18 protein-coding genes are annotated in these 19,829 nt (G+C 38.5%); 10 read left to right on the top strand and 8 right to left on the bottom strand.

The window, feature by feature from the left end; genetic code table 11:
• Positions 1-56 precede the first annotated feature (56 nt).
• The gene (locus OQX61_RS23005) at positions 57-938 is read left to right on the top strand and encodes a hypothetical protein (protein ID WP_265844181.1); all 882 of its coding nucleotides are present in this window, start codon (positions 57-59) and stop codon (positions 936-938) included.
• A 121-nt stretch (positions 939-1,059) separates the two neighbouring features.
• On the opposite strand, the gene OQX61_RS23010 is transcribed toward OQX61_RS23005, so the two are convergent.
• A complete protein-coding gene (locus tag OQX61_RS23010; protein ID WP_265844182.1) occupies positions 1,060-1,728 on the bottom strand; it encodes a GIY-YIG nuclease family protein in 669 nt (222 codons plus the stop codon).
• 456 nt (positions 1,729-2,184) lie between these two features.
• Here OQX61_RS23010 and OQX61_RS23015 point away from each other — a divergent pair, with 456 nt between their 5' ends.
• Complete coding sequence (locus tag OQX61_RS23015; protein WP_265844183.1) at positions 2,185-2,733, top strand: TerD family protein; 549 nt, start codon at positions 2,185-2,187, stop codon at positions 2,731-2,733.
• A gap of 55 nt (positions 2,734-2,788) precedes the next feature.
• Here OQX61_RS23015 and OQX61_RS23020 read toward each other — a convergent pair whose 3' ends face one another.
• From OQX61_RS23020 to OQX61_RS23035, 4 genes are all read right to left on the bottom strand, one after another.
• A complete protein-coding gene (locus OQX61_RS23020) occupies positions 2,789-3,178 on the bottom strand; it encodes a DUF1634 domain-containing protein (protein ID WP_265844184.1) in 390 nt (129 codons plus the stop codon).
• 4 nt (positions 3,179-3,182) lie between these two features.
• Positions 3,183-4,016: a sulfite exporter TauE/SafE family protein gene (locus tag OQX61_RS23025; protein WP_265844185.1), complete on the bottom strand. Its 834-nt coding sequence runs from the start codon at positions 4,014-4,016 to the stop codon at positions 3,183-3,185.
• A 1-nt stretch (position 4,017) separates the two neighbouring features.
• Complete coding sequence (locus OQX61_RS23030; protein WP_265844186.1) at positions 4,018-4,671, bottom strand: FadR/GntR family transcriptional regulator; 654 nt, start codon at positions 4,669-4,671, stop codon at positions 4,018-4,020.
• 186 nt (positions 4,672-4,857) lie between these two features.
• Complete coding sequence (locus tag OQX61_RS23035) at positions 4,858-5,718, bottom strand: DUF6266 family protein (RefSeq protein ID WP_265844188.1); 861 nt, start codon at positions 5,716-5,718, stop codon at positions 4,858-4,860.
• Positions 5,719-6,195: 477 nt separating this feature from the next.
• Between OQX61_RS23035 and OQX61_RS23040 the strand changes: the two genes are divergently transcribed.
• The 3 genes from OQX61_RS23040 to OQX61_RS23050 all read left to right on the top strand — a co-directional run bounded on the left by OQX61_RS23040 (position 6,196) and on the right by OQX61_RS23050 (position 10,982).
• Positions 6,196-7,353, top strand: a complete 1,158-nt coding sequence (locus tag OQX61_RS23040; protein ID WP_265844189.1) for an ATP-binding protein — start codon at positions 6,196-6,198, stop codon at positions 7,351-7,353.
• Position 7,354: 1 nt separating this feature from the next.
• Positions 7,355-7,963 carry a hypothetical protein gene (locus tag OQX61_RS23045; protein ID WP_265844190.1) on the top strand — a complete coding sequence of 203 codons (609 nt, stop codon included), beginning with the start codon at positions 7,355-7,357 and terminating at the stop codon, positions 7,961-7,963.
• Between the two features lie 256 nt (positions 7,964-8,219).
• Positions 8,220-10,982: a hypothetical protein gene (locus OQX61_RS23050; RefSeq protein ID WP_265844191.1), complete on the top strand. Its 2,763-nt coding sequence runs from the start codon at positions 8,220-8,222 to the stop codon at positions 10,980-10,982.
• A gap of 420 nt (positions 10,983-11,402) precedes the next feature.
• Here OQX61_RS23050 and OQX61_RS23055 read toward each other — a convergent pair whose 3' ends face one another.
• On the bottom strand, positions 11,403-15,068 hold the full coding sequence (locus tag OQX61_RS23055) for a hypothetical protein (protein ID WP_265844192.1): 3,666 nt from the start codon (positions 15,066-15,068) through the stop codon (positions 11,403-11,405).
• A 57-nt stretch (positions 15,069-15,125) separates the two neighbouring features.
• Here OQX61_RS23055 and OQX61_RS23060 point away from each other — a divergent pair, with 57 nt between their 5' ends.
• A complete protein-coding gene (locus OQX61_RS23060) occupies positions 15,126-15,317 on the top strand; it encodes a hypothetical protein (RefSeq protein ID WP_265844193.1) in 192 nt (63 codons plus the stop codon).
• A gap of 705 nt (positions 15,318-16,022) precedes the next feature.
• Positions 16,023-16,187, top strand: a complete 165-nt coding sequence (locus tag OQX61_RS23065) for a hypothetical protein (protein ID WP_265844194.1) — start codon at positions 16,023-16,025, stop codon at positions 16,185-16,187.
• A 38-nt stretch (positions 16,188-16,225) separates the two neighbouring features.
• Here the strand turns inward: OQX61_RS23065 and OQX61_RS23070 are convergent, their stop codons facing one another.
• Both OQX61_RS23070 and OQX61_RS23075 read right to left on the bottom strand, forming a co-directional pair.
• On the bottom strand, positions 16,226-17,284 hold the full coding sequence (locus OQX61_RS23070) for a histidine kinase (protein WP_265844195.1): 1,059 nt from the start codon (positions 17,282-17,284) through the stop codon (positions 16,226-16,228).
• Positions 17,285-17,296: 12 nt separating this feature from the next.
• Positions 17,297-18,031: a LytTR family DNA-binding domain-containing protein gene (locus OQX61_RS23075; RefSeq protein ID WP_265844196.1), complete on the bottom strand. Its 735-nt coding sequence runs from the start codon at positions 18,029-18,031 to the stop codon at positions 17,297-17,299.
• Between the two features lie 189 nt (positions 18,032-18,220).
• On the opposite strand from OQX61_RS23075, the gene OQX61_RS23080 reads away from it, so the two are divergent.
• The 3 genes from OQX61_RS23080 (at position 18,221) to OQX61_RS23090 (ending at position 19,813) form a co-directional block, all read left to right on the top strand.
• Positions 18,221-18,850: a hypothetical protein gene (locus OQX61_RS23080; RefSeq protein ID WP_265844197.1), complete on the top strand. Its 630-nt coding sequence runs from the start codon at positions 18,221-18,223 to the stop codon at positions 18,848-18,850.
• Between the two features lie 96 nt (positions 18,851-18,946).
• Positions 18,947-19,384, top strand: coding sequence for a MauE/DoxX family redox-associated membrane protein (locus OQX61_RS23085; RefSeq protein ID WP_265844198.1), 438 nt, complete (start codon positions 18,947-18,949; stop codon positions 19,382-19,384).
• Between the two features lie 69 nt (positions 19,385-19,453).
• On the top strand, positions 19,454-19,813 hold the full coding sequence (locus tag OQX61_RS23090; RefSeq protein WP_265844199.1) for a hypothetical protein: 360 nt from the start codon (positions 19,454-19,456) through the stop codon (positions 19,811-19,813).
• Positions 19,814-19,829: the final 16 nt, after the last annotated feature.

The raw sequence follows: 19,829 nt of genomic DNA on the forward strand, positions 1-19,829 counted from the left end.
AGAGTTTTATCGGGTGCTTTCTGTAAGGATATTTAAGCACCAAAATTGTAATGGTTATGAAATGGAATAGATACCTGTTGTTGATTTTGATCGTTTTCCCTGTCCTGGGTTTTAGTCAGGATAGTTTCAAAGGAGGATCAAAAGAGAAGTTTGAAGAATCAAAGCAAAAGATAGTGGCGAGTCTCGATGCTGCTGAAAAAGAGAAGCTGGAGATCGCTTTAAGAGTGTTAGCGATGTCTGCGATCTATGATAGAGACCATGAAAGCGCTTTGAAAAAACAAAGCTTTGACGAGCTCGTGAGGAAGCGGTTGAATGGTAAGAATTTACAGGAAACCTATGAGTTAGCCAATCAGTATGTTAAAGCGGATCACCAGCGAAAAATCGACAAGCTGGAAAAGGAAATGTCTGTTCTGGATGCTAAAAAGAAAAAGTCGGAGGCCTTAAAGGCGAAGTTGAGTGTGTTAAAAGCCAAGCCTTTGCGTGTTGATTCTATAAACGGGGCTTTAGTCATATTCTGCGCTTTTACCAATGAAAGTGATCAGGTATTGAATACTTATGAAACTGTGATCGGTTATGGCTCTACAGCGGATATTAATGATGGATGGAGCGGGATCAAAGGACTGGTAGATGGTGCGGTGTTCGCGCCGAAAGAGACTAAAATCCTGAGTAGTAGTTTCTCTTTTGGAACGGTGAAAGAGAATGCTGATGTGATCAAATGGAAAGAGATGAAGTTCCCTGTAACCAACTTCGTCGACTATAACCTGGCCATGGACTGCTATACCAGCATGCTGGTTTTAAACGGGGTGAAGTACGAATTGAAGAATGAAGAACGCCTCAGTCAGCAGGAAGAAGAGGAATTGTCGAAATATAGAAGTACGCTGGATCAATTGAAAAGCAACATCCCTGTACTGGATGATTTAATCGTAAAGAAGCCCTAAGGCTGGTTTTTATCAATATAAAACCTCTTATCAAAAGAAAAGACCAGTATCAAATATCCTGAACGGATCTTTTGCTACTGGTCTTTCAATGACCCGAAGGTCAAATATGATGGATAAAGAGTTATGCTTCGATAACTGCTTTTCTAGCTGTCATTTTCAAATTCTTGAATTGGTATTCAGAAGTGATGTGTTTCTTTTCGTTAACCTGAGTAAATTCGAATTGGTTCTCTTCGACAACTGCAAGGTAAGCTTCTTTAGCTTTCAGGAATGAACATCTGTATAGTTCACCACCGTTTTGTAGTTTACCACTTTTTTCACTTTGGTAAGCTGCTTTGTATTCGGCAAGTTTATCAGTAACTAAACGTTCTACTCTTCCTAGAGTTGGAGTTTTTGCGCTGAAAAGAAGTTCCCAGTCGTCATAACCGCCATCTTTTGCAGTAGCTAAATTTAAGGTAAGTGTCTTACTTTTTCCTTCGTTTGTTGAACCGATTTTAATTAATCCTCCTCTTTTGGACCCTGAGAAGTAAATGTAACCTGGTTTAAGTTCCCTTAAAGCAGCAGCAATTTTAGTCGTATCGCATTGTGGACAAAAACCTCCAATAGTTCTTAACGTATGGGTGTCATTCTCCGTGCATGGCGCGGTGTTGCAAGCAATCACCTTGTCAGCTTCAGTCATACTTTTCTGCAAATTTTCTGATATCTCTTCTCCTTCGGCATCGAACAATAGTTCGGATGAGATCTTGTGCTTTTTTAAAAAAGTTTCCTGTTCCTTTGTTATTAGGTGCTTCATTGTCATTTCCAAAATTAGTCATATTTATTGGCTTTAAACTGATTTAGCGCAATCAGAATAAAATTGTCCAATTAATATTTAATTAATATTTTGATTATCTTTCCATAACACCTCAAATAATTAGAGGTTAACGCTATTAATCATAACGTAATGTATTCCGGAAGAAAAATTGACCACAAACAAAGGAGGGGCCAATTGTGACCTTGCATTTTTAACGGGGATCTTAACATAAGATTAGCAATATCCGTTCCACATTTTGAACTTTTGTGTCAAAATTTTGGAAAAGTGACATCTTCGGGAAAAGTATTTTGATATTGCTGGAGAAGCCCAACCAAATGAAGGATTTATGCTCCGTTTTCCTTTGTATTTTTTCTAAGACTAAGGAAAAGAATCCTCCATAAAACCGTAGATTGCGATAAACGTGTAGAATATTTTGTAAAAATAACCAGAAAGATTATGGCTATTAACCTAAGAAAAGGACAGCGGGAGAGTATCAATGCTCCCAAATTTACAGTAGGATTGGGATGGGATACGAACAGTGCGACCGGACATGAATTTGATTTAGACGCTTCGGTGTTTATGCTTGGCGAAAACAAACGCCTCGTAGCAGACGACTACTTTGTGTTTTATAATAACCTGAATTCTCCGGATGGATCAATTGAGCATACCGGTGATAACTTAACCGGAGAAGGCGATGGAGATGATGAAAGCATCAAAGTAGACCTTTCCAAAGTAGATCCGAAGGTTTCGGAACTTTGTATCGTAGTCACAATTCATGAAGCGGCTAACCGTAAGCAGAATTTTGGTCAGGTGAGAAACTCTTTTGTCCGCATTGTGGATCAAAACGGTGTGGAGCTGATGAAGTATGAGCTGGAAGAAGATTTCTCTATTGAAACCGCAGTGGAGTTCGGTAGAATTTACCGAAAAAACGGGGAATGGAAATTTGAAGCAGTAGGCGCCGGCATGAATGGCGGCTTGCAGGATTACCTGAATAAATACGAATAATATAAAATCTGGTTGTCTGTATTCTTTGTCAGCAGACAACCAGATTTTTTATCGCTTATACTTTGAGTCCGGCGAACATACTAAACAGGATAATCAGCAGTACAATCGAAGAAATTACCACATAAAGCTTGTCTTTTTCCAGTATAAAAGAGAATAAGGAGAAAACGATGCGGAGGATTGGTGTGGCAATCAAAATCACGACACCCAGTTGTATAATTTCTTTGGCACTTCCTTCTTTTAAGCCTTTAATGATTCCCGTCAGACTGGTATATCCGGCAGGTTCTCCATTAAAGACCCTATAATCAGGAACTCCGGATCCACTTTGAAACAAATACCAGATTCCACCTATAATGGCGACAATCCCGGAAGTCAGTACGCCAAATCTTAAAACCTGACCGATCAGCTGCTGCATATCATAGTCGGTCACTTTTTTGTTCTTTTCCATGTAATTAGAATTTATGGTGGATACCGTTGTAAATCATGTTGAGGGCGATCAGGGTGATGGCGATAGAAAAGATGACTTTCAGCGATTTCACATCGATGCGCATGAGTAGTTTGGAACCGGTAAAAGCACCGGCAAGTACACCGATAATCACCGGAAAAGCGATCCCAGGGTCAATGTAGCCTCTTTGCAGATACACTACTGCACTCGCTGCCGCAGTAACGCCCACCATAAAATTACTAGTGGTGGTGCTCACTCTAAAAGGAACGCGCATGGCACTATCCATGGCGAGGACTTTTAAAGCGCCGGAGCCTATGCCCAATAATCCGGAAAGTACGCCTGCAATGGTCATGATGGAAAATCCTCCGCCAATATTCTTTAAATTATATGGTACTGCACCATCTTTACCAGGATAGCTACTGTTTAATTTCAAGGCGTAAGAAAGCTTGCTGCCTTCCAGCAAAGCAGTCTCATTTTTTTTTCTTAAAGTCATCGCTGCGGAGAAGATGAGCATGACACCAAACAGAATTGCCACCAGATTAACAGGGGTGTAAATTGCGAGAATGGCACCTAAAACCGCACCGGCAGTAGTGGCGATTTCCAGAAACATCCCTAAGCGGACGTTGGTAATTCCTTCTTTTACATAAGCACTCGCAGAGCCGGAAGAAGTGGCAATGGAGGCGACCAATGCAGCGCCAATGGCATAACGGATGTCTACATGGAAGCCTAAAGTGAGGAGTGGGATGATGACTACGCCACCGCCAAGGCCTGTTAAGGAGCCTGCGAGCCCGGCAAGGTAAGCCCCCAATAACAGGATGAGGGTAAAGAGTAAAATATTCATATTAATAGTTGTTGTCTAAGATGTCGGTGGTGAGTTGTTCGGCCTTCACTGGATCTTGTCTTTTGATCGCTTCGAATAAAGCTTCATGTAAATGCTGACTGTTACTAAAGTGTTTGATGTCTGCCGCGTCTCTGAGTTCGAAGAAATTGCGCATTACTGAACTGAAGTTTTCATAGAGGTCGGAGAGAACCTGATTTCCGGAAGCCTTAGCAATGCTGATGTGGAAGGCAATATCTGCTTCTGCACATTTTTTCTGCTGCTGTTCTTCAATTGCTTTTTTCCTTTGCTGGAGGAAGTTTTCGATGGTTGTCAAATCGGTATCCGTGCGGTGTTGACTGGCGAGCCGTACGATTTCTTTTTCTAATAGCGAACGGACAGTGTTGATCTCTTCAAAATCTGCTCTTTTTAAGCGCTGGGAAAGGGTTTCATCTTTGATTTTAGAAACGACAAAGGTACCTGATCCTTGTTGCACTTTCAGGATGCCGGAGATGGATAGTGTTTTTATCGCTTCGCGGATGGTTGAGCGTCCAACACCGTAATATTCCATCAATTCGGGCTCCGCAGGGATCTTTTCGCCTTTTTTCAATTTGCCGGAGGCGATGTCTTTCCTGATCTCAATGATGACCTTATCGGACAGCTTTATCGTTTTCTTCATGTTTAAACGTCTGATGTTTCAAATGTAGGTCAGGCGTGTAAACATCAGATGTTTTAATTCTTAATGTGACAGAATATAGACGTAAATAGAAGGCATAGCCTGGGTGTATTTTAATGTTTTGGATCATTAAAAGAAACAAGCAGGTGGTTTTTTCTTAGGAAATTTGTTTGTAATTGCGTGTTGTGGTCAGGATGGATGAGGGGAAAAGGTGTAATTGTAAACAGGTGCTGAGGAATTGAACTGAGAGCTGGTCCAGCGGAAGGATTTCTGCTGCGCTGCAGATTTTTTAGGAGTTGCTGCCGCATTGGCTGCTGTTGCAGTTTCTTTTACTGCTGTTTTCGGCTTTTGATGAACAACAACGGGTTTTGTTAATTTTTCTAGCGCTGGTTTTTCCTGGTTTTCAGGTTCGTTATGGTTTAAGGAACCGGCATGAACGCTGTCTGAAATTTCTGTTGCATCTTCATCGATAAAGGAAATATAGGCCTCCATTCGGCTTTCTGCAAGGTTTGTGTCAATCGCTACAACCTCAGTGCCTACATGTCTTCTGGATCCGCTAAGCACATAAGTAGATACCCTTGCGTCAGGAAAATGGATCAATAGCATTGCGCGGTCGTTTCTGTTTCTCCAGGGGAGGTCTGCCGGAACTTCCCATTTGAACTCTATACCGTCGGCATGTTTGGAAATTGTGGTTGTATCTGCTTTTAAGAGGCTTCCCATGCTCACAAGGGCTTTATTGTAGTCCATGCTGATGTTTGGGGATTCCCCCTTTACGGCGTGCTTTTTATTGAAAGAAACAGCTTCATTGTAAAAGTTTTTATCTGTTCCGGCCGTGATTAGCCTGAAACCAGACCTGATGAAGGTCATGTTTGGCCTTAGAAAGGCGTTTACGACCGTCATCTGCTCACAATTGGCTTTTCTTGCGGTAGTTAGCGGTTTGGTACTATGCCCGACTGTTCGGATAATCGACTTGCCGTTTAACATATAACCTACCAGGTTGCCCACCCGACCATTAAATCCTCCGAATAATCCATTGTTTAAGCTGCCCATAATTGCGTTTTTGATTGATTTACAACAGTTTGTAAGGGTAAGGTACGGAATCCTTTCGGGATAAGTTCATGATGTGACTTAATTAAATAAATAGTTATAAGGACTTCAATTAAGGTTTATTAGGTCTATTTGACCTAGTAAGGACCTATTAACTACCTATGAATGATTAAGTAAAGACTTGAGAAATATATCCACATATTGGTGACAATGTGGAGTGGAAAGTGGTGCAGAGCATAACTATACAAGATTGTTTTTGCTACTAGGGAATTATATTAAGAATAACTCAGGTAAATACTATGTTATAAAGTGAGGAGTTTATATTTTTTTTGAGCTAAATTATACGTTTGAAGTGTTTGATTTAAGTTATTTTAAACACGTAAAAGCGCGTGAACAATGTATTGTTTCGTAATTTGTAGGGCAAGAGAATAATACTATATTTATCCCCTAACGTTTACTCAAAAATCAGCCTGGCTATAGATGAATCTAAATAATAATTTTGTAATACCAGATGGCTTGTTAGCTAATTCTGGTGTTAGTGAGGATATAACTATTTTAATTGGAGAAAACGGTAGCGGTAAAAGTACTCTGTTAAACGAAATTGCTAAGCATTTTATTGATAATCATAGAACTAAGGTAATCGCAATAGCTAATACAATACATGATAAATTTAATGTCAAAAGTAAAAGGTTTGATGTTTTAAAAGCTTCAACCGGTAAGACTATTGCCACGAAAACATTAAAAAATGCATTAAGATTGTTGGCTGGCGCTGACAATAAACGCTTTAATGATATTGCTGCAGCCCTCTTATATGTCAATTTGGATCCCGTGGTTGGAATTCGCGTTAAAGGAATTCATCGCAATTACAAAATGATTGTTGAAGAGTCAAATTTAACTAACAAGGCAAAAGATGATATAATACACTGCTTATCACAATTTTTAAAGGAATCTTCATATGAGCAAGATGTATTGCGCATAAATCTACATCATAATAGTTTTTATGATCTTATGGATTCTTTTTTGATAACGATTTTGTTGTATGAGAAAAATCTAAAAGAGTTGAAGCTGGCCAAAAGTATAGATGTATTTTTATGCCGAAAAAGGAAAATGTTACCTGTCAATAGTGCAAGTTCTGGGGAATTAACTATGATTACCTCATTACTCTATATTACTCAAATTATTTCACGAGATTCTGTTATACTTATCGATGAGCCTGAAAATAGCCTTCATCCTAAATGGCAAACTGAATATGTAAAGTTGCTTATCGATCATTTTCATCGTTACGAACCCAAAATAATTATTGCGACTCATTCACCATTAATTATAAACGCTGCAGAGATTACTTCTAATGGTGTAAGGGTGTACAAGGGTAAAGAGGGGCGGTTTGTTAATCAGAATACTGATAGTCAGAATGTTGAAGAGATTTATCAGGACTGTTTTGGAGTTACTACACCGGAGAATCGTTATTTATCTCAGAGTATTGTCAATAAAATGAACCAATTGGCAGCGGGAAATATCAGTTTTCAAACATTTCAAGATATTATTAATGAATTTAAAGAATCTTCATATAGCGATGATCAGAAAGAGGTATTAGAGGGTATAATTGAAATGGGGCAGAAAATTATAAATCGTCGATAATATGCCATTAACCGCAGATGATCTGATCACAATCCAGGCAGCAATTGCTGAAGGTGGAAAAATTTGGGAAAATGTATTATTAACAAATGTAAAAAGGAAAATTAAAACCCATTACCTTGGTGTAACAACCGAACAGTGTTGTTATTGTAAAAGGGATATGAGAGATGAGTTCATGATGGTTATTGATATTGAACATGTATTGCCTAAGTCTCAATTTCCCGATTATATGTTTGAGCTGTTCAATCTGAGCGTTTCATGCAAAAGATGTAACATGTTGATTAAGGGCGATAGTACGGAGTTTTTATTTGACCGTGCTACAGTCAGCCTGCAACCTCGGGATACTGAACAGTATCGTTTAATACATCCCAATCTTGATGATTATTTTGAAAATATTGAATATATAGTTCAAATAAAAAACAATAAGAAATCGATTAAATACCTTCAGCTTAAGCCAAAAGGTGTCTATACTTACTCTTTCTTTAGGTTGGATAAACTTGAGGTGAATACGCTAAATAATGCCCAAGGCATAGAAATTGCAAATACTGAATTGTCTTCAGATATACCGATGGATCTTATTATTGAAAGTACTGTATTATTAAATCAACTATAATTATTCAGAATAATAAACTTACCAATGGTATTGCACCGTATCCTAATCTTCATTGTGCATTTGATTGTTTTAATAAGTTATTAAAACTCGACTCAAAGTAGTGGTTTTTAGGTTGTTTTAAAATTATTATTCATTTTAGTTAATGTTGATTCTACTTTAGCTCCATCCATTATGATGAACACTTGAGATTTTGATATATATTTGATAACTCTCGTATCATACGGGTAAGCGTAAACTTACTAAATTAAACGATTTCATGACATACATTATTGTAGTTCTATTACTACTTCTCTTGGTTGCTATTTGCTATATCATTTTCCTCAAGGTCTTCAAGAAATATACTAGAGAGCGATTTGCTTTTACTGGAGCAACCATCATATCTGCACTTGTGATAACCATCTTTTTACAGATCTATTCTGCTGAAGGATATCTTGCAGCTGTAATTAATTTCAGTAACGCAACTTTCAAAACCAACATACAAACATATCAAACTGATATAAAGGACCATATGTTGACAATAATCTTAATGTGGTTTGTGGTGTATTATATACTCCAGGTCTATAAAAACTGGAACGGCCCGATCAGTGAATATACACATGAAAAAAATAGATTTAACCTGCCTTCTTCGCTGAGAGAAGAAGCGTTATTGCAACTGTTGGCAATTTTTAAGAAGAAAAAGCTTATTAGATATAAAGATAATTCTGGTATTCAAAATCATTCCATATTTACGGGTGCAGATCAGGAAAAATTGCCTTGGCATGTGAACGTACATGAGTTACTCACTTTTTCATCGGATCAATATAAGCTTGATCTAAAGAATGATTATTATGAGCGGGAAAAGTGTTACATTGGGTACTACGGAAAGAGCCAGCGTCAAGTTATTGCTATTTTGTGTACTACAGATTTCCCTAAGGATCATGTGATAAGGGATTTTTTGGCTTTTGCAAAGAAGTCGAATAACAATATTTTCGAGTATATGATTGCGGTGAAAACTGGTTCCGGACCGATGAAGAAAATCAAGGTCAATGAAACGGAGATCACAATAAGAAATGAAGAAGAGATGCTTGATAATCTTATCGATTTCACCTCCTATTTTGAGGTAAGTAAGTCAAGGTTTTCCGTGAGTAAAGTTACTGAAGGGGGATTACATACTCTACAGGATATTTATGTTCCAATCAAGGGGACTGATATTAGTGGGAAGTTAATCGGGAAGCTTGAAGATTATATTCTTAATTGGGTAGCCCTGGATGGAGACAATAAGCATCTAGCTATTTTAGGGGAGTATGGTTGCGGAAAAAGTGTATTGTCCTTGAAAATTACCAATGAACTTATCGATGGGGTTAAGGTTAAAGGACGGATACCTATCCTATTTGAGCTTCGTGGTAAGAGTCCAAGAACGTTGAATATTGGTGAAATTTTGTCTACGTGGGCTCAGGAATATCATATCAATCCAGCTTCTTTGATGAAGTTACAAAAGGCTGGAAAGTTGGTGATTATTTTTGAGGGGTTTGATGAAATGGATATGGTGGGTGATAAGGATATGCGTTTGGAACACTTTCAGCGGCTTTGGGAGTTTGCTACAACTAATGCAAAGATTATTATTACCGGCCGCCCGAATTTTTTTTTAGATGACCAAGAACTGAAAACTAACCTCGGGATAGAAAAACCCTATGAAGGATCCCCATACTGCGAAGCACTGTACTTGGAAAAATTCAATATTGCTGAAATAAAATTGGCTTTGAGGAATGTCGATGCGAATACCCGAATGCAAGTCCTAGAGCTTGTAAATAACATGGAGAATACTAATTTCTGTGATTTGGTCTCGCGGCCGGCGATACTGTATCTAGTGGCGGTCATTTGGAAGGACAGACAGCTTTCTGCTATAAAGGATAAAATCAATTCTGCCCGAATTATCAAAGAGTTTATAATATACAGTTATTCCAGACAGACTGGTAAGAAGATTTCTTTTCCTCTTTCTGAAAAGGAACGAGAATATTTTATGATCGGTATCGCGGTTGCTATGTTATCAAAAACGGAGTATACAAATCAAATTAACAAAATCGACCTTCAGCATATTATTCTTCAGCTATATAAGCACATACCGGATGAAATAAGTCTAATCACAACTGGTATTGAACCCAAACGCAAGCCGTTGAGGCAACGCTTGATGGATAGTAAGGCGGAAGAGACGATCATGACTGATGTCCGTTCTTGTGGAATCCTTGTCAATGACATTACTCGGAGGGACTATTTTAAGTTTGCTCATAAGTCTTTTTTGGAGTATCAGGTAAGCAGCTATTTTGTAGAAGGGCTTTTACAAGATAAGAGAACAGATAATATAGTCATGAATGCGATCTCAAAGGCTCTGGATACCTCAATCAATAACTTCAAGCATTCTTCAGAGACGATGGCGTTTGCCGCTGAAATAATTATAATGAAACTGAACATTAAGAGTACAGATGATCCGGAAAAATCGGCGCGAAGATTATTTAAAATATTGTGTCCTATCAAGCCTTTGGCCTACTTTCCTGGACTTGCGCCATTTGCCGACCTTGTATTTGGCCATGTCTTCTTCTTGGCTCTGGTGACTCTTTCTTGGTGTATTAGTGCTTTCTCTCTTTTGGGCGATGATAAAAAGGAACTTGCTTTATTCTCGTTTCCTTTAATGGTTTTTAGCATTATAATGTCGCTGCCTTTTATGATGAGAAGTAAGTTTGTCGCTGCCAACCGACTTAACATGATTTGGTATCAAACATGTCTACAACTAAAGATTAACCGCAAATTGTTAAATAAAATTATGAACAAATCTTATTGTCAGTATTTGGAAGCTGGTTCAGATATGGGTTTTTATTCTTTCATAGTAACAAGGGTCATTAGGATTATGATGCGTAAGAAAGACGGAACAGAGACTATTGATGAGATCATTAAGATGAAAGATGATGAATTCAAGTTGAAACGTCTATCTACTTTGTCAACAATGGTTGAGAAAGAGGATGAAGTGTTTTCGAAGCTAGAATAGTTGGTAACGGACTCTTATTAAAAATAATCTCAAACCTATGGCTAGATTCTCTGAGGAAAATAAAAGAATTCGAGAGAATGTTAAAACAAAGGGGGCATTTACCTCGGATCAATCGCTGTTAAAACTTGTGTATTTGGCTATAAACGATTTTCTAAAAAGTGGAAGATGCCAATGTGGAATTGGGGCTTGACAATGTCTCAGCTCTATATTAAAAGCCTCACCTAGGAAGAAGTGATGTTGATACGACGAGACAACTTGAGGTTAAAACTTTAGATACGACAAAAAGCTTGTCAAAAAAATGGGCAGGCTGAATCTTATGGATCTGAATATATTGGATTAGGATGCCTTCTGAAATAAGGGGAGATGTTTGGGTGTTTAGTTTGTAATGAAATGGAGTGGGTACTATTCGCGAAATCCCACCTATCTGTAAAAAGGTGTGATCACGGATAATTTTCTATTTATCTGATAATCAATGGTATGGCTGCCTGTAACTCTTTTTCCATTTACCATCCAATAGTCAAATTCCTTATCCATCCAGTATTTTGGAGAGGAAATCTGGATCATACTATTTTTAGTAAATGATTTGTAAATAATGCCGGCACCTTTAAAAGTCTCATCACCAAACAACAGCGTAAAAGGGATACTGCCCAAATCAGCTGAAGAGCTGAGGTATACCGACTTATAGTTTTTTCGTGGCAAGAGCACAAAATGGAAGTTGAGCTCCAGGGAATCAAGTTTTACAGGTAGATTATCAGGATTTGCATCGGATTTTTGGATCGTAAAATCACTATCAAAGGAAACGAGCTTTCGTTGTTGGCCAAGCTGTTTGGAAATTAACATGTTGATCAAACTCATATATGATTGATCTGTCTCCCTTTCAACAGTCTTGTTGTTGATGAAAGATCTATCGAATGACCATTCATAAAACGGTGTGCCGTTAGTTGAGACATGGTGGAAATCAAATTGGGTCCCATCCTTGTACCTTGTTGCCGTCCCCTTATGCGAGATGGTGAGGTTACTCTGACTAAAAGCATAAGACTTAACTGATTCTATAGCTGTCGGATTGTAAACAGGTCTAGCGATAATCTTCTCAATGAGAAAGTCTTCACTGTTCTCCATCTCCTTGATCAACAGGTTATAATTTTTTTGTCTGAAAAAATTCAAACTGAGCGGCTCACCTTGGTTAAGTTTATTTATATCGGAACGGGATAGTTGAAGTGCCAGTCTAGTTGATTTACCTATAGAGGCGACGTCGGTATTCAATAGTTCATAGGCTTCTTGCGCTGAGTATTCCACATCCAGACTGTATATCTGTGCAATACGTTTAATCAGTTCTTCATAGTTTTGGTATTCATCAAAACGCCCACCTTTGGTCAGGAAAAAAGTCCGCTCGTAGCCCTTATACTGCCTAAGAGTAAAGTACTCATACGCCTTAGCATAAAGATATTGGTAATAGTTCAACCTGTCAAATACTTCCTTCCTGAAAGCAGCTAAGGTAGTTGCTTTATCCTCGCTTAATAACGAAGTCGAACTAAATGAGCCTTTTATGATATCAATTACCCTTGAGTTATTTACAATGTCGTTATTGAGTTTTCTGATCCTTAACTGGAAACTCAACAGTCCATCTAATAATTCCTTGTTGAGCTCTGTTAGTTTCTGAACGCTATCGATAAGCTTATTGTATTCTGGATTTCTGGCCTTGAGCTTTGAGATTTCAGCGGCTAGGCTTTCCTTGGTAACAGGTTCAAGCTTCAATTTTTTTAGGATATTAGAAGTACTGGACAAAAACGGTTCCATATATTTTGATAATGTATCCCTGTTATTATACAGTGTTTTATATATTGGAAGATCTGGTGGAGAATTAGTAAGCACGTTATCTACTTTACTCTTGAATTTCTCGAACTGATTTTTTGAGTCTTTAATGAGTTTATAATCGGAAATCACTGACCCAACCTGGCCAAGTAGGGATACACCATCCTCCTTTAATGCAACAGCCTCAAACACAGAGGCGGCTAGTCCCAATGCAGGCTGACCTACAGGAACTACCTTTGCAATGGTTGCAACGGTCTTTAGAAGCTGTTTGTTTTTTTCTTTTCTTTCTTTCCTGTCCAGTGTCTGTTTAGCTTTTTTTTTGAATTTATTTTCAAGTTCGATAATGCGCTTACCCACCTTATCCATGTAAGATAAGGTGGAGTCTATCTTCTCCTCAAGAAAGGGAAGCCGCACGTTTTCAATATCCTGAATGTCAGCCTCAAATGAGAGATTGGAATTTAGATAGGACTCTATATTAGAAACGGCTGAATTGTATTGGCCCAGATCGGTTTTTAACTGTTTTTCTATATAGAGTATTGATGCATACGTATTGGTTAGGCTGTGTATCTGAGCGGTGTAAACACCGTAGTTTGCTATAAGCTCTAGACCGGGTACAAAGCCGTAAGGATTTCCGTAATAATCCAAGTTGGCCCTTATTTTAGAAAGGTTATCCCCTAAGGTTTTGGACAATTCCCTAGAGATAACAGTCTGAGCAAGGTTGGGATGAGCAGCCTCCGTAGCAAGAAAGAAATTAGCATATTCATTGAATATAAACTCAGCCTCCTCCACATGCCCGAATTTAAAGAGATCATTTGCATAGTCAACGATAAGGGACGCATAATCGAGATTTATCCATTGATCGGTATTGTTGGAAGAGCTAATTGAGCCAGGCGAGCCAACACTACGGTTCGTAACCAAGGGCTGCAGAGTGATGGTGTCTGGATAACGAAGCGTATCGAAACCGCTTACATCTGACAGGGTCTCTTTTCTATCTATTTTTATTGATCTAGTAAATTTAAAAGGTATTAGCGGTCCACTAATCTTTCCACTGTATCTAACTGAATCTAATAATCCCGCTATTCCTCCATTAACCTGTGAAAATAAGGCAACATCATGGTTCGAGATGATTTTACCACCGTTTCCAGGCTCTCCGGGCTTACCTCCTTGGAGGGGCTTTGCCTTAAGGGTATTTGCCTCATTGAATACCAAACTGAAATTGTCGTTAGCTCCATGACCATCGCAGGTAGTCTCCCAGTCGGTTCCATGCAGACCAGAACCGCCCTTGCCATATCTGTTATATTTGAAATCAATCCAGACCAAGTCTTTTGCCCTAGGATCCTTATTGTCAAAACCAGCCTCAAGTTTGATACTGGTACAGCCTGAGGCACCAGGCATTGCGCTTTTGATAAGGACTTTAGATGCTACACTTTTGAGGAGCGGATAGTCAATCCCATTTTTTCCATGAGGTGCATTTTGCCCATTTCCGCCATTCGCAGCGAATAAGGTTGTTGAACTGCCGTTATATACTAGATTCTTGTAAAATACCTCCAACGTTCCTGCATTATCTCCATCGTTTCCAACTTTGTGGTAAGCAACCAAGAGGACCCTTTCGTTTTTTATTGGTGTAATATCGATTGCAGGAAGTTCTCCAGTATAGTTGATGATCAAAACCCTAGCAGACACACGTAGATTTGCCCCAGGGAAATAAATAGGATCATTGATTACCAATGTATCCGCGCCGATTTCCACTCGACGAAAAGTCGAATTTCCGGTTCCTTTTTTATATATATACTTATAGAATAGATTAGAAGCCTGATTGCTGAAGGTCAATTTTCGGCCATTTATCTTTAAAGTCTTACTGCTATTTGAAGAGTCTATAGTAATCTTTTGATAGGAGGATTCATCTAAAATCTTCGAAATGTTATAACGGGAAAAACCAGACCGTTTTTCAGCTCGAGTGCTTGGGAAAAAGCTAATTATGTTTAAGGTATCATTACCTTGTATCACATATAAAAGTTTTTCTAAACGATCCTTTGGAGAGAAGTGAAAGGACAGTATCTTTGTACTCTTCTGATAATCAAATAGGGAAGCATCATCGGTTTTGAACACTAAATCATTTTCTGTAGAGTCTGATTCAATATAAATTCTAAGGCTATCTCCCGGATGAAAATAAAAATCCGAAGGGTATCGCAAGTTTAGGGTGTCGATTTTCTGGGCATGAAGCGAGGTACCGAGCATACACAAAAGTGCTGCAAAAATAAATCTTATGAACATGGGAGCGTAATTAGCTTATACTAAGTTAATTATTTTTGCTGTAAAAAAAAAGCAGACATGAAAATGGGATGTGCTCTTGAAAATTCAAATGCTACGCTGTTTGTTGCCTCAGGCTTATTTGCAATTTACACCACCTCTTTATCCTTTACCAGCCATGCGGGGGGGATTTTTTCAAATCCCTGGAAAGTCCATCCAGGCAATGTTGATCTTTGGATAATCGGAAAGGCATTCCTTGATTTTTTTCTCTAAGCGTCTGATTAAAAACAATACTGATAAGGAAGTGCAGTGGCAGTATTTTTAGGCACTGGATCTTGAGAGTGAACCCGAACTTGTTGCTGCACTTTATGAGGATCTTTGTAACAATCCTAACTATTTCGCGCAGCTGGTTTGTTTTAAGTGGAAGCCTAATGAATGTGATTTTGAGAGGATTTGGCTACAGATGGGAAGGAAAGCGTCATGGGAAGAGGGTCAAATGCTGATGAGGAATTGGGAAAATGGCGAATATTTCCGAGGATGGATAGTTTTGTTGCTTATTGGTATCTAATAGAGGTGAAAAATACCTCTGCCGCTAAAACTGCAAAGGAAACGGCCAAAGAAAGATATCGCTTTAATTGGCGATGAACAGGAGAGGGCATAGATGGAAAAGCATGTGTCCAGATTTCATGTACTGAGTGCTGATCCAACGATCCTAGAAGTCAGGGTGAATATGAAATTCGATGGATACGAATTTGTGTCTTTTTTTATAACTTCGTAGTCTCTGCTCATATTCGTAGTCTCTGCTCATACCTTATCTGTTGAATTCGGAGCAATTTGATCCTATATTTAATATGCCTATTGTTAATTTTTCATTCTTGTAGCCTCCGGTATTGAATTATTATCTACGTCTTTGACAGCTGCATCTGTAGCTGTTATTCGTCTGAAAGTATAAGGGATAGAAGTTATTCTAAAAATATCATGGGAATTGCGACATTAACATTTAGTAAAAAGAATGATAATGAAAAAAGTGAATATAGAGATAGAACAAAAGTTGCACCTGCAATTGACGCATCTGGAAAGATTCATACTGATGAACCAATTGATATAGATCCTGACTCATTTGACAAATATAAAGTGATTTAGCGGACTTGAAAGAAGATCTAAAACAAAGTGTTATGCTATTAGATTGATTGAAGCAGTTTTACAGGCAAACTGACCACCGCTTCAAAATGATTATCTGATCGGGTACAGTAGCTTAAGACAGCCTCTGGTCCATAAGTATACAACAGTCTCTGTCTGATGTTATCCAGTCCGCTGTGACTGCCTGTATTATCAACACCACTATTGATCAGGTTAACGGTTTTAATCTCAAACTCAGTTGCTGTTAATTTAATGGTGATGGTGGCTGGATGATCCGTTTCAGACAGGTTTCCATGTTTGAAAATGTTTTCCGTGAGGGTGACCAACACCATAGGAATAAAATTGATCAGTTTGATTTTCGGATCATAGTCCAAAAAAATAGCTAACCTTTCTTTTTGTTTAATCTGGACAAGTCTGATCAGGTTTTCGACCTGTTCAATTTCTTTTGATAATGGGACTTGTGCTGCTTCCTGATTACTTTCTATAGCGTAACGCATAATTTTGGTCAGCAGGATAACAGCGTGAGCCTCTTTTGGCTGAGGTTTATGGAGGTTGCTGTAAATGAAAGTGAGGGTGTTGAATAAAAAATGTGGGCTTATTTGTGCCTGGAGGTAAGCATTTTTAACTAAGGTGAGTTCCAATGCTTTTTCCTTTTCTTTCATTAATTGTTCCAGAGCCTGTTTTTCCAAATCCTCTTTTGCTTTTCGCTCTTTGAGAAAGTTTTGCAAAAAATAGTACCCTACTGCAAAACCGATAAAATAAGTACCCCGCCATAATCCTCCGGAAATAAATTGAAAATTAACCACAAGGTAGATGCTCACTTCCAGCAAAATAATCAGGGGGACCTCCCAAAAGTGGTGCCTGTGTTTTTTTAGAGCCAGGGGAAGGATAATTTCCGTGTTCAAATAGAATAAGGTAATGTTGACCAGGTAATGGATCAGGTAGCTGATGATGGGTACCGATACCTCAGTGGCCAGCCATATCGCCAGGGATTCATACAACATAAACAGCGTCCATGCCAGCACATGAACTTTATAGTCTTTAAGGGATGGGATACGTTTGTTTTTTGATCGAAGAGCAACATTTGTGTGATTGAGCATCGCGTTAATTGATTACAACCTTTTGGATAGCAATGTTCTTTGGGAGAGGTATTTAATGAAGTCATTTTTATATGGGCTGCTCATCAATGCCTGGTGTTCACCAAGTTTTATGGTGTTGCCAATAATGGAGTCTACGAAGTCCCGGTTGATGATATAGGATTTATGAACACGGAAATACCTTGGGTCACTTTTAAATACGACCTCCATTTCTTTCATGGTCATGTATATGGTATAACGCCTGTTTTGCATAAAGAGGTCTACATAATTTATGGCTCCCTGGATATAGATAATTTCTTTTTTCTGCACCCGTGTAAGTTTCCCCCGCTCTCCGGTGTGGATGAAATAAGACTCATCATCTATGGTGGCTAAACTATTCGTCTTAGAACTGGTGATGATACTGCTGACTACTTTAATAAAATGGCTAAGTTCAATGGGTTTTAAAAAGTAATGTCTTGCTTGTACATCAAATGCTTTTATGGCATATTTTGAATGTGCGGTAGTAAAGACAATGTTTTTAATTCTATGTTTAAGAGATTCAGCAATTTGAAGCCCTGATAGTTTAGGCATGTTAATATCCAGAAACAGCAGGTGTACATTGCGCTCTTCCAATAGCTCTGCGAGCGCTATGACTGGGTTTGTATAGCTTCTATACAAGCTAAGCCCCGGCACTTCTGCGATGTAATCCTTTAGGATGTCAATGGCAAATTGGTCGTCGTCAATAATCACACAGTTAATCTGGTTTTTCATATAACTCCTTTGATTTAGTAAGATAAGAAAATTATTTCCTATAATGAAAAAAGCAATATGATGATCATCGATAGAACAACGATCCATGAATCATTTTAAACTTATTGTAGGAAGGGGCTGATATCCTTTACATAAGTGAGACTTAATTTGGTGTAAGTCAACTGGCCTTTAATGTAATAAAGTAAAATAATGAACAGTTTTATCAGAAATTGTAAGGGAATAAAAAATAATGATATGATTTCTAACGCCTCATTTAATCTGCTTCTTGACTATTTGCAAAAATTTGCTGTGATCAGGCCCGCTTTGGTTCACCAGTTGCGACCCCTACTCCATGAGGTAGTTGTGCTCAAAGGAGAGGTTCTATTACCCAAAGGAATCATACATAATCTGGTGTTTTTTATTGTAAACGGGGTTTGCATGGAAGTAACCACTCATCCTGATACCGGTAAGAAAGAAACGAGTTGGATTTGGTTTAAAGGGGATTTTATTTATGTCTCACCTGGCTTTTTTAGTCAGCAAACTGCTGGTACTAGTGCGGAAGCGCTGCAAGAAAGTGTGTTGATTTATGTGACTTATCAGGATTTTGTTACGCTTAGGTTTAATAATGAAGAGGTTGACAGGCTGTCGGAACTAATTCGTGATCACTATTATTTTGCTTTAAAACTGCACGCGCTAGACCTTGCAGGCTTAACTAACCAGCAACGATATGATAAATTTATCGGAAAACACCCCAAAGCCTTACTGACATTGAATCATAAACACATTACCAGTTTCCTTGGTATTCGTGATAAGGGCTTAGGCCGTTATGGTCTTCGATAAATATGTTTTCTGCTTTTGTGACTCATAGGGCCACATTTGTGGACTTTCTTCTTCTCCATGTTTCTGAACTTAGTGTTGTAAAACTAATTCAGCATCATGAAAACTCAAATGAACATCAAGATTTTAGATTGGATTACGTATCTGTTTATTGCGTTGTTTATCTACACGGCAGCGAGCAAGCTGATGACTTTAAGCGCTTTTGAAAAAGTACTGAGCAAAGTTCCTTTAATTGGAAGTCTCAGTCATTCGATTGCCTGGGCCGTTCCGGTACTTGAGCTGGTAATCAGTGCTTTGCTCATCATTCCTTTTACAAAAAAGCTGGGTTTGTATGCTGCACTGGGTTTAGTGTTGGTGTTTACTGCCTATCTAGGCTACATATTCTTATCCATGTCTGCTGAGGATCTACCCTGCAGCTGCGGAGGTGTGGTTTCATTGCTGAGCTGGCAGCAACATATTTGGTTCAATCTGGGTTTTGTCGGACTAGGGGTCACTGGTCTGATCTTATATAAAAAACAAAAGAAATTACGCGCGTGATACAGGTAAAATGCTGTACCCTGTCTAAAGAAATAAGGCAACTAAATCAACATTATAAATTTTTAAATTATGAGAACTTTATGTTACAGCCTGGCAGTTGCAGCAACTGCTTTAGGCATGAGTGCATTTACAAGCATTCCCGACAAGACAGTTGGGGAAGCGAAAAGGGTAGGGGCCATTACGGCGAATTTTATCATCCAGCCGGAAGAAGACGAATTTAGACAGTTTCCTATTGGTACCCCTGATGGTCAGAATTGTCGTGGCACTTCTGAAATGCATTGTTATTACAGTGTTAAACCAGTAGGAAAAGACAGTATCCCGGATTTACCAAGCTATACGGATGAGCAAATTGAACTTTATTTAGCAAATGAATGGATTGAACCTGGATCTACGTCAGTGGATGAAAGTCTTTACCCTGATGAAGACTAAAACAACGAAAGTAAAA

The sequence above is a fragment of the Pedobacter sp. PLR genome (genome assembly GCF_026239675.1).
In the GTDB taxonomy this organism is placed as follows: Bacteria; Bacteroidota; Bacteroidia; order Sphingobacteriales; family Sphingobacteriaceae; genus Pedobacter.

Coding starts and splice junctions, on each gene's coding strand:
- OQX61_RS23005 (WP_265844181.1), top strand. CDS start 57: ATGAAATGGAATAGATACCTGTTGTTGATTTTGATCGTTTTCCCTGTC.
- OQX61_RS23010 (WP_265844182.1), bottom strand. CDS start 1,728: ATGAAGCACCTAATAACAAAGGAACAGGAAACTTTTTTAAAAAAGCAC.
- OQX61_RS23015 (WP_265844183.1), top strand. CDS start 2,185: ATGGCTATTAACCTAAGAAAAGGACAGCGGGAGAGTATCAATGCTCCC.
- OQX61_RS23020 (WP_265844184.1), bottom strand. CDS start 3,178: ATGGAAAAGAACAAAAAAGTGACCGACTATGATATGCAGCAGCTGATC.
- OQX61_RS23025 (WP_265844185.1), bottom strand. CDS start 4,016: ATGAATATTTTACTCTTTACCCTCATCCTGTTATTGGGGGCTTACCTT.
- OQX61_RS23030 (WP_265844186.1), bottom strand. CDS start 4,671: ATGAAGAAAACGATAAAGCTGTCCGATAAGGTCATCATTGAGATCAGG.
- OQX61_RS23035 (WP_265844188.1), bottom strand. CDS start 5,718: ATGGGCAGCTTAAACAATGGATTATTCGGAGGATTTAATGGTCGGGTG.
- OQX61_RS23040 (WP_265844189.1), top strand. CDS start 6,196: ATGAATCTAAATAATAATTTTGTAATACCAGATGGCTTGTTAGCTAAT.
- OQX61_RS23045 (WP_265844190.1), top strand. CDS start 7,355: ATGCCATTAACCGCAGATGATCTGATCACAATCCAGGCAGCAATTGCT.
- OQX61_RS23050 (WP_265844191.1), top strand. CDS start 8,220: ATGACATACATTATTGTAGTTCTATTACTACTTCTCTTGGTTGCTATT.
- OQX61_RS23055 (WP_265844192.1), bottom strand. CDS start 15,068: ATGTTCATAAGATTTATTTTTGCAGCACTTTTGTGTATGCTCGGTACC.
- OQX61_RS23060 (WP_265844193.1), top strand. CDS start 15,126: ATGAAAATGGGATGTGCTCTTGAAAATTCAAATGCTACGCTGTTTGTT.
- OQX61_RS23065 (WP_265844194.1), top strand. CDS start 16,023: ATGGGAATTGCGACATTAACATTTAGTAAAAAGAATGATAATGAAAAA.
- OQX61_RS23070 (WP_265844195.1), bottom strand. CDS start 17,284: ATGCTCAATCACACAAATGTTGCTCTTCGATCAAAAAACAAACGTATC.
- OQX61_RS23075 (WP_265844196.1), bottom strand. CDS start 18,031: ATGAAAAACCAGATTAACTGTGTGATTATTGACGACGACCAATTTGCC.
- OQX61_RS23080 (WP_265844197.1), top strand. CDS start 18,221: ATGAACAGTTTTATCAGAAATTGTAAGGGAATAAAAAATAATGATATG.
- OQX61_RS23085 (WP_265844198.1), top strand. CDS start 18,947: ATGAAAACTCAAATGAACATCAAGATTTTAGATTGGATTACGTATCTG.
- OQX61_RS23090 (WP_265844199.1), top strand. CDS start 19,454: ATGAGAACTTTATGTTACAGCCTGGCAGTTGCAGCAACTGCTTTAGGC.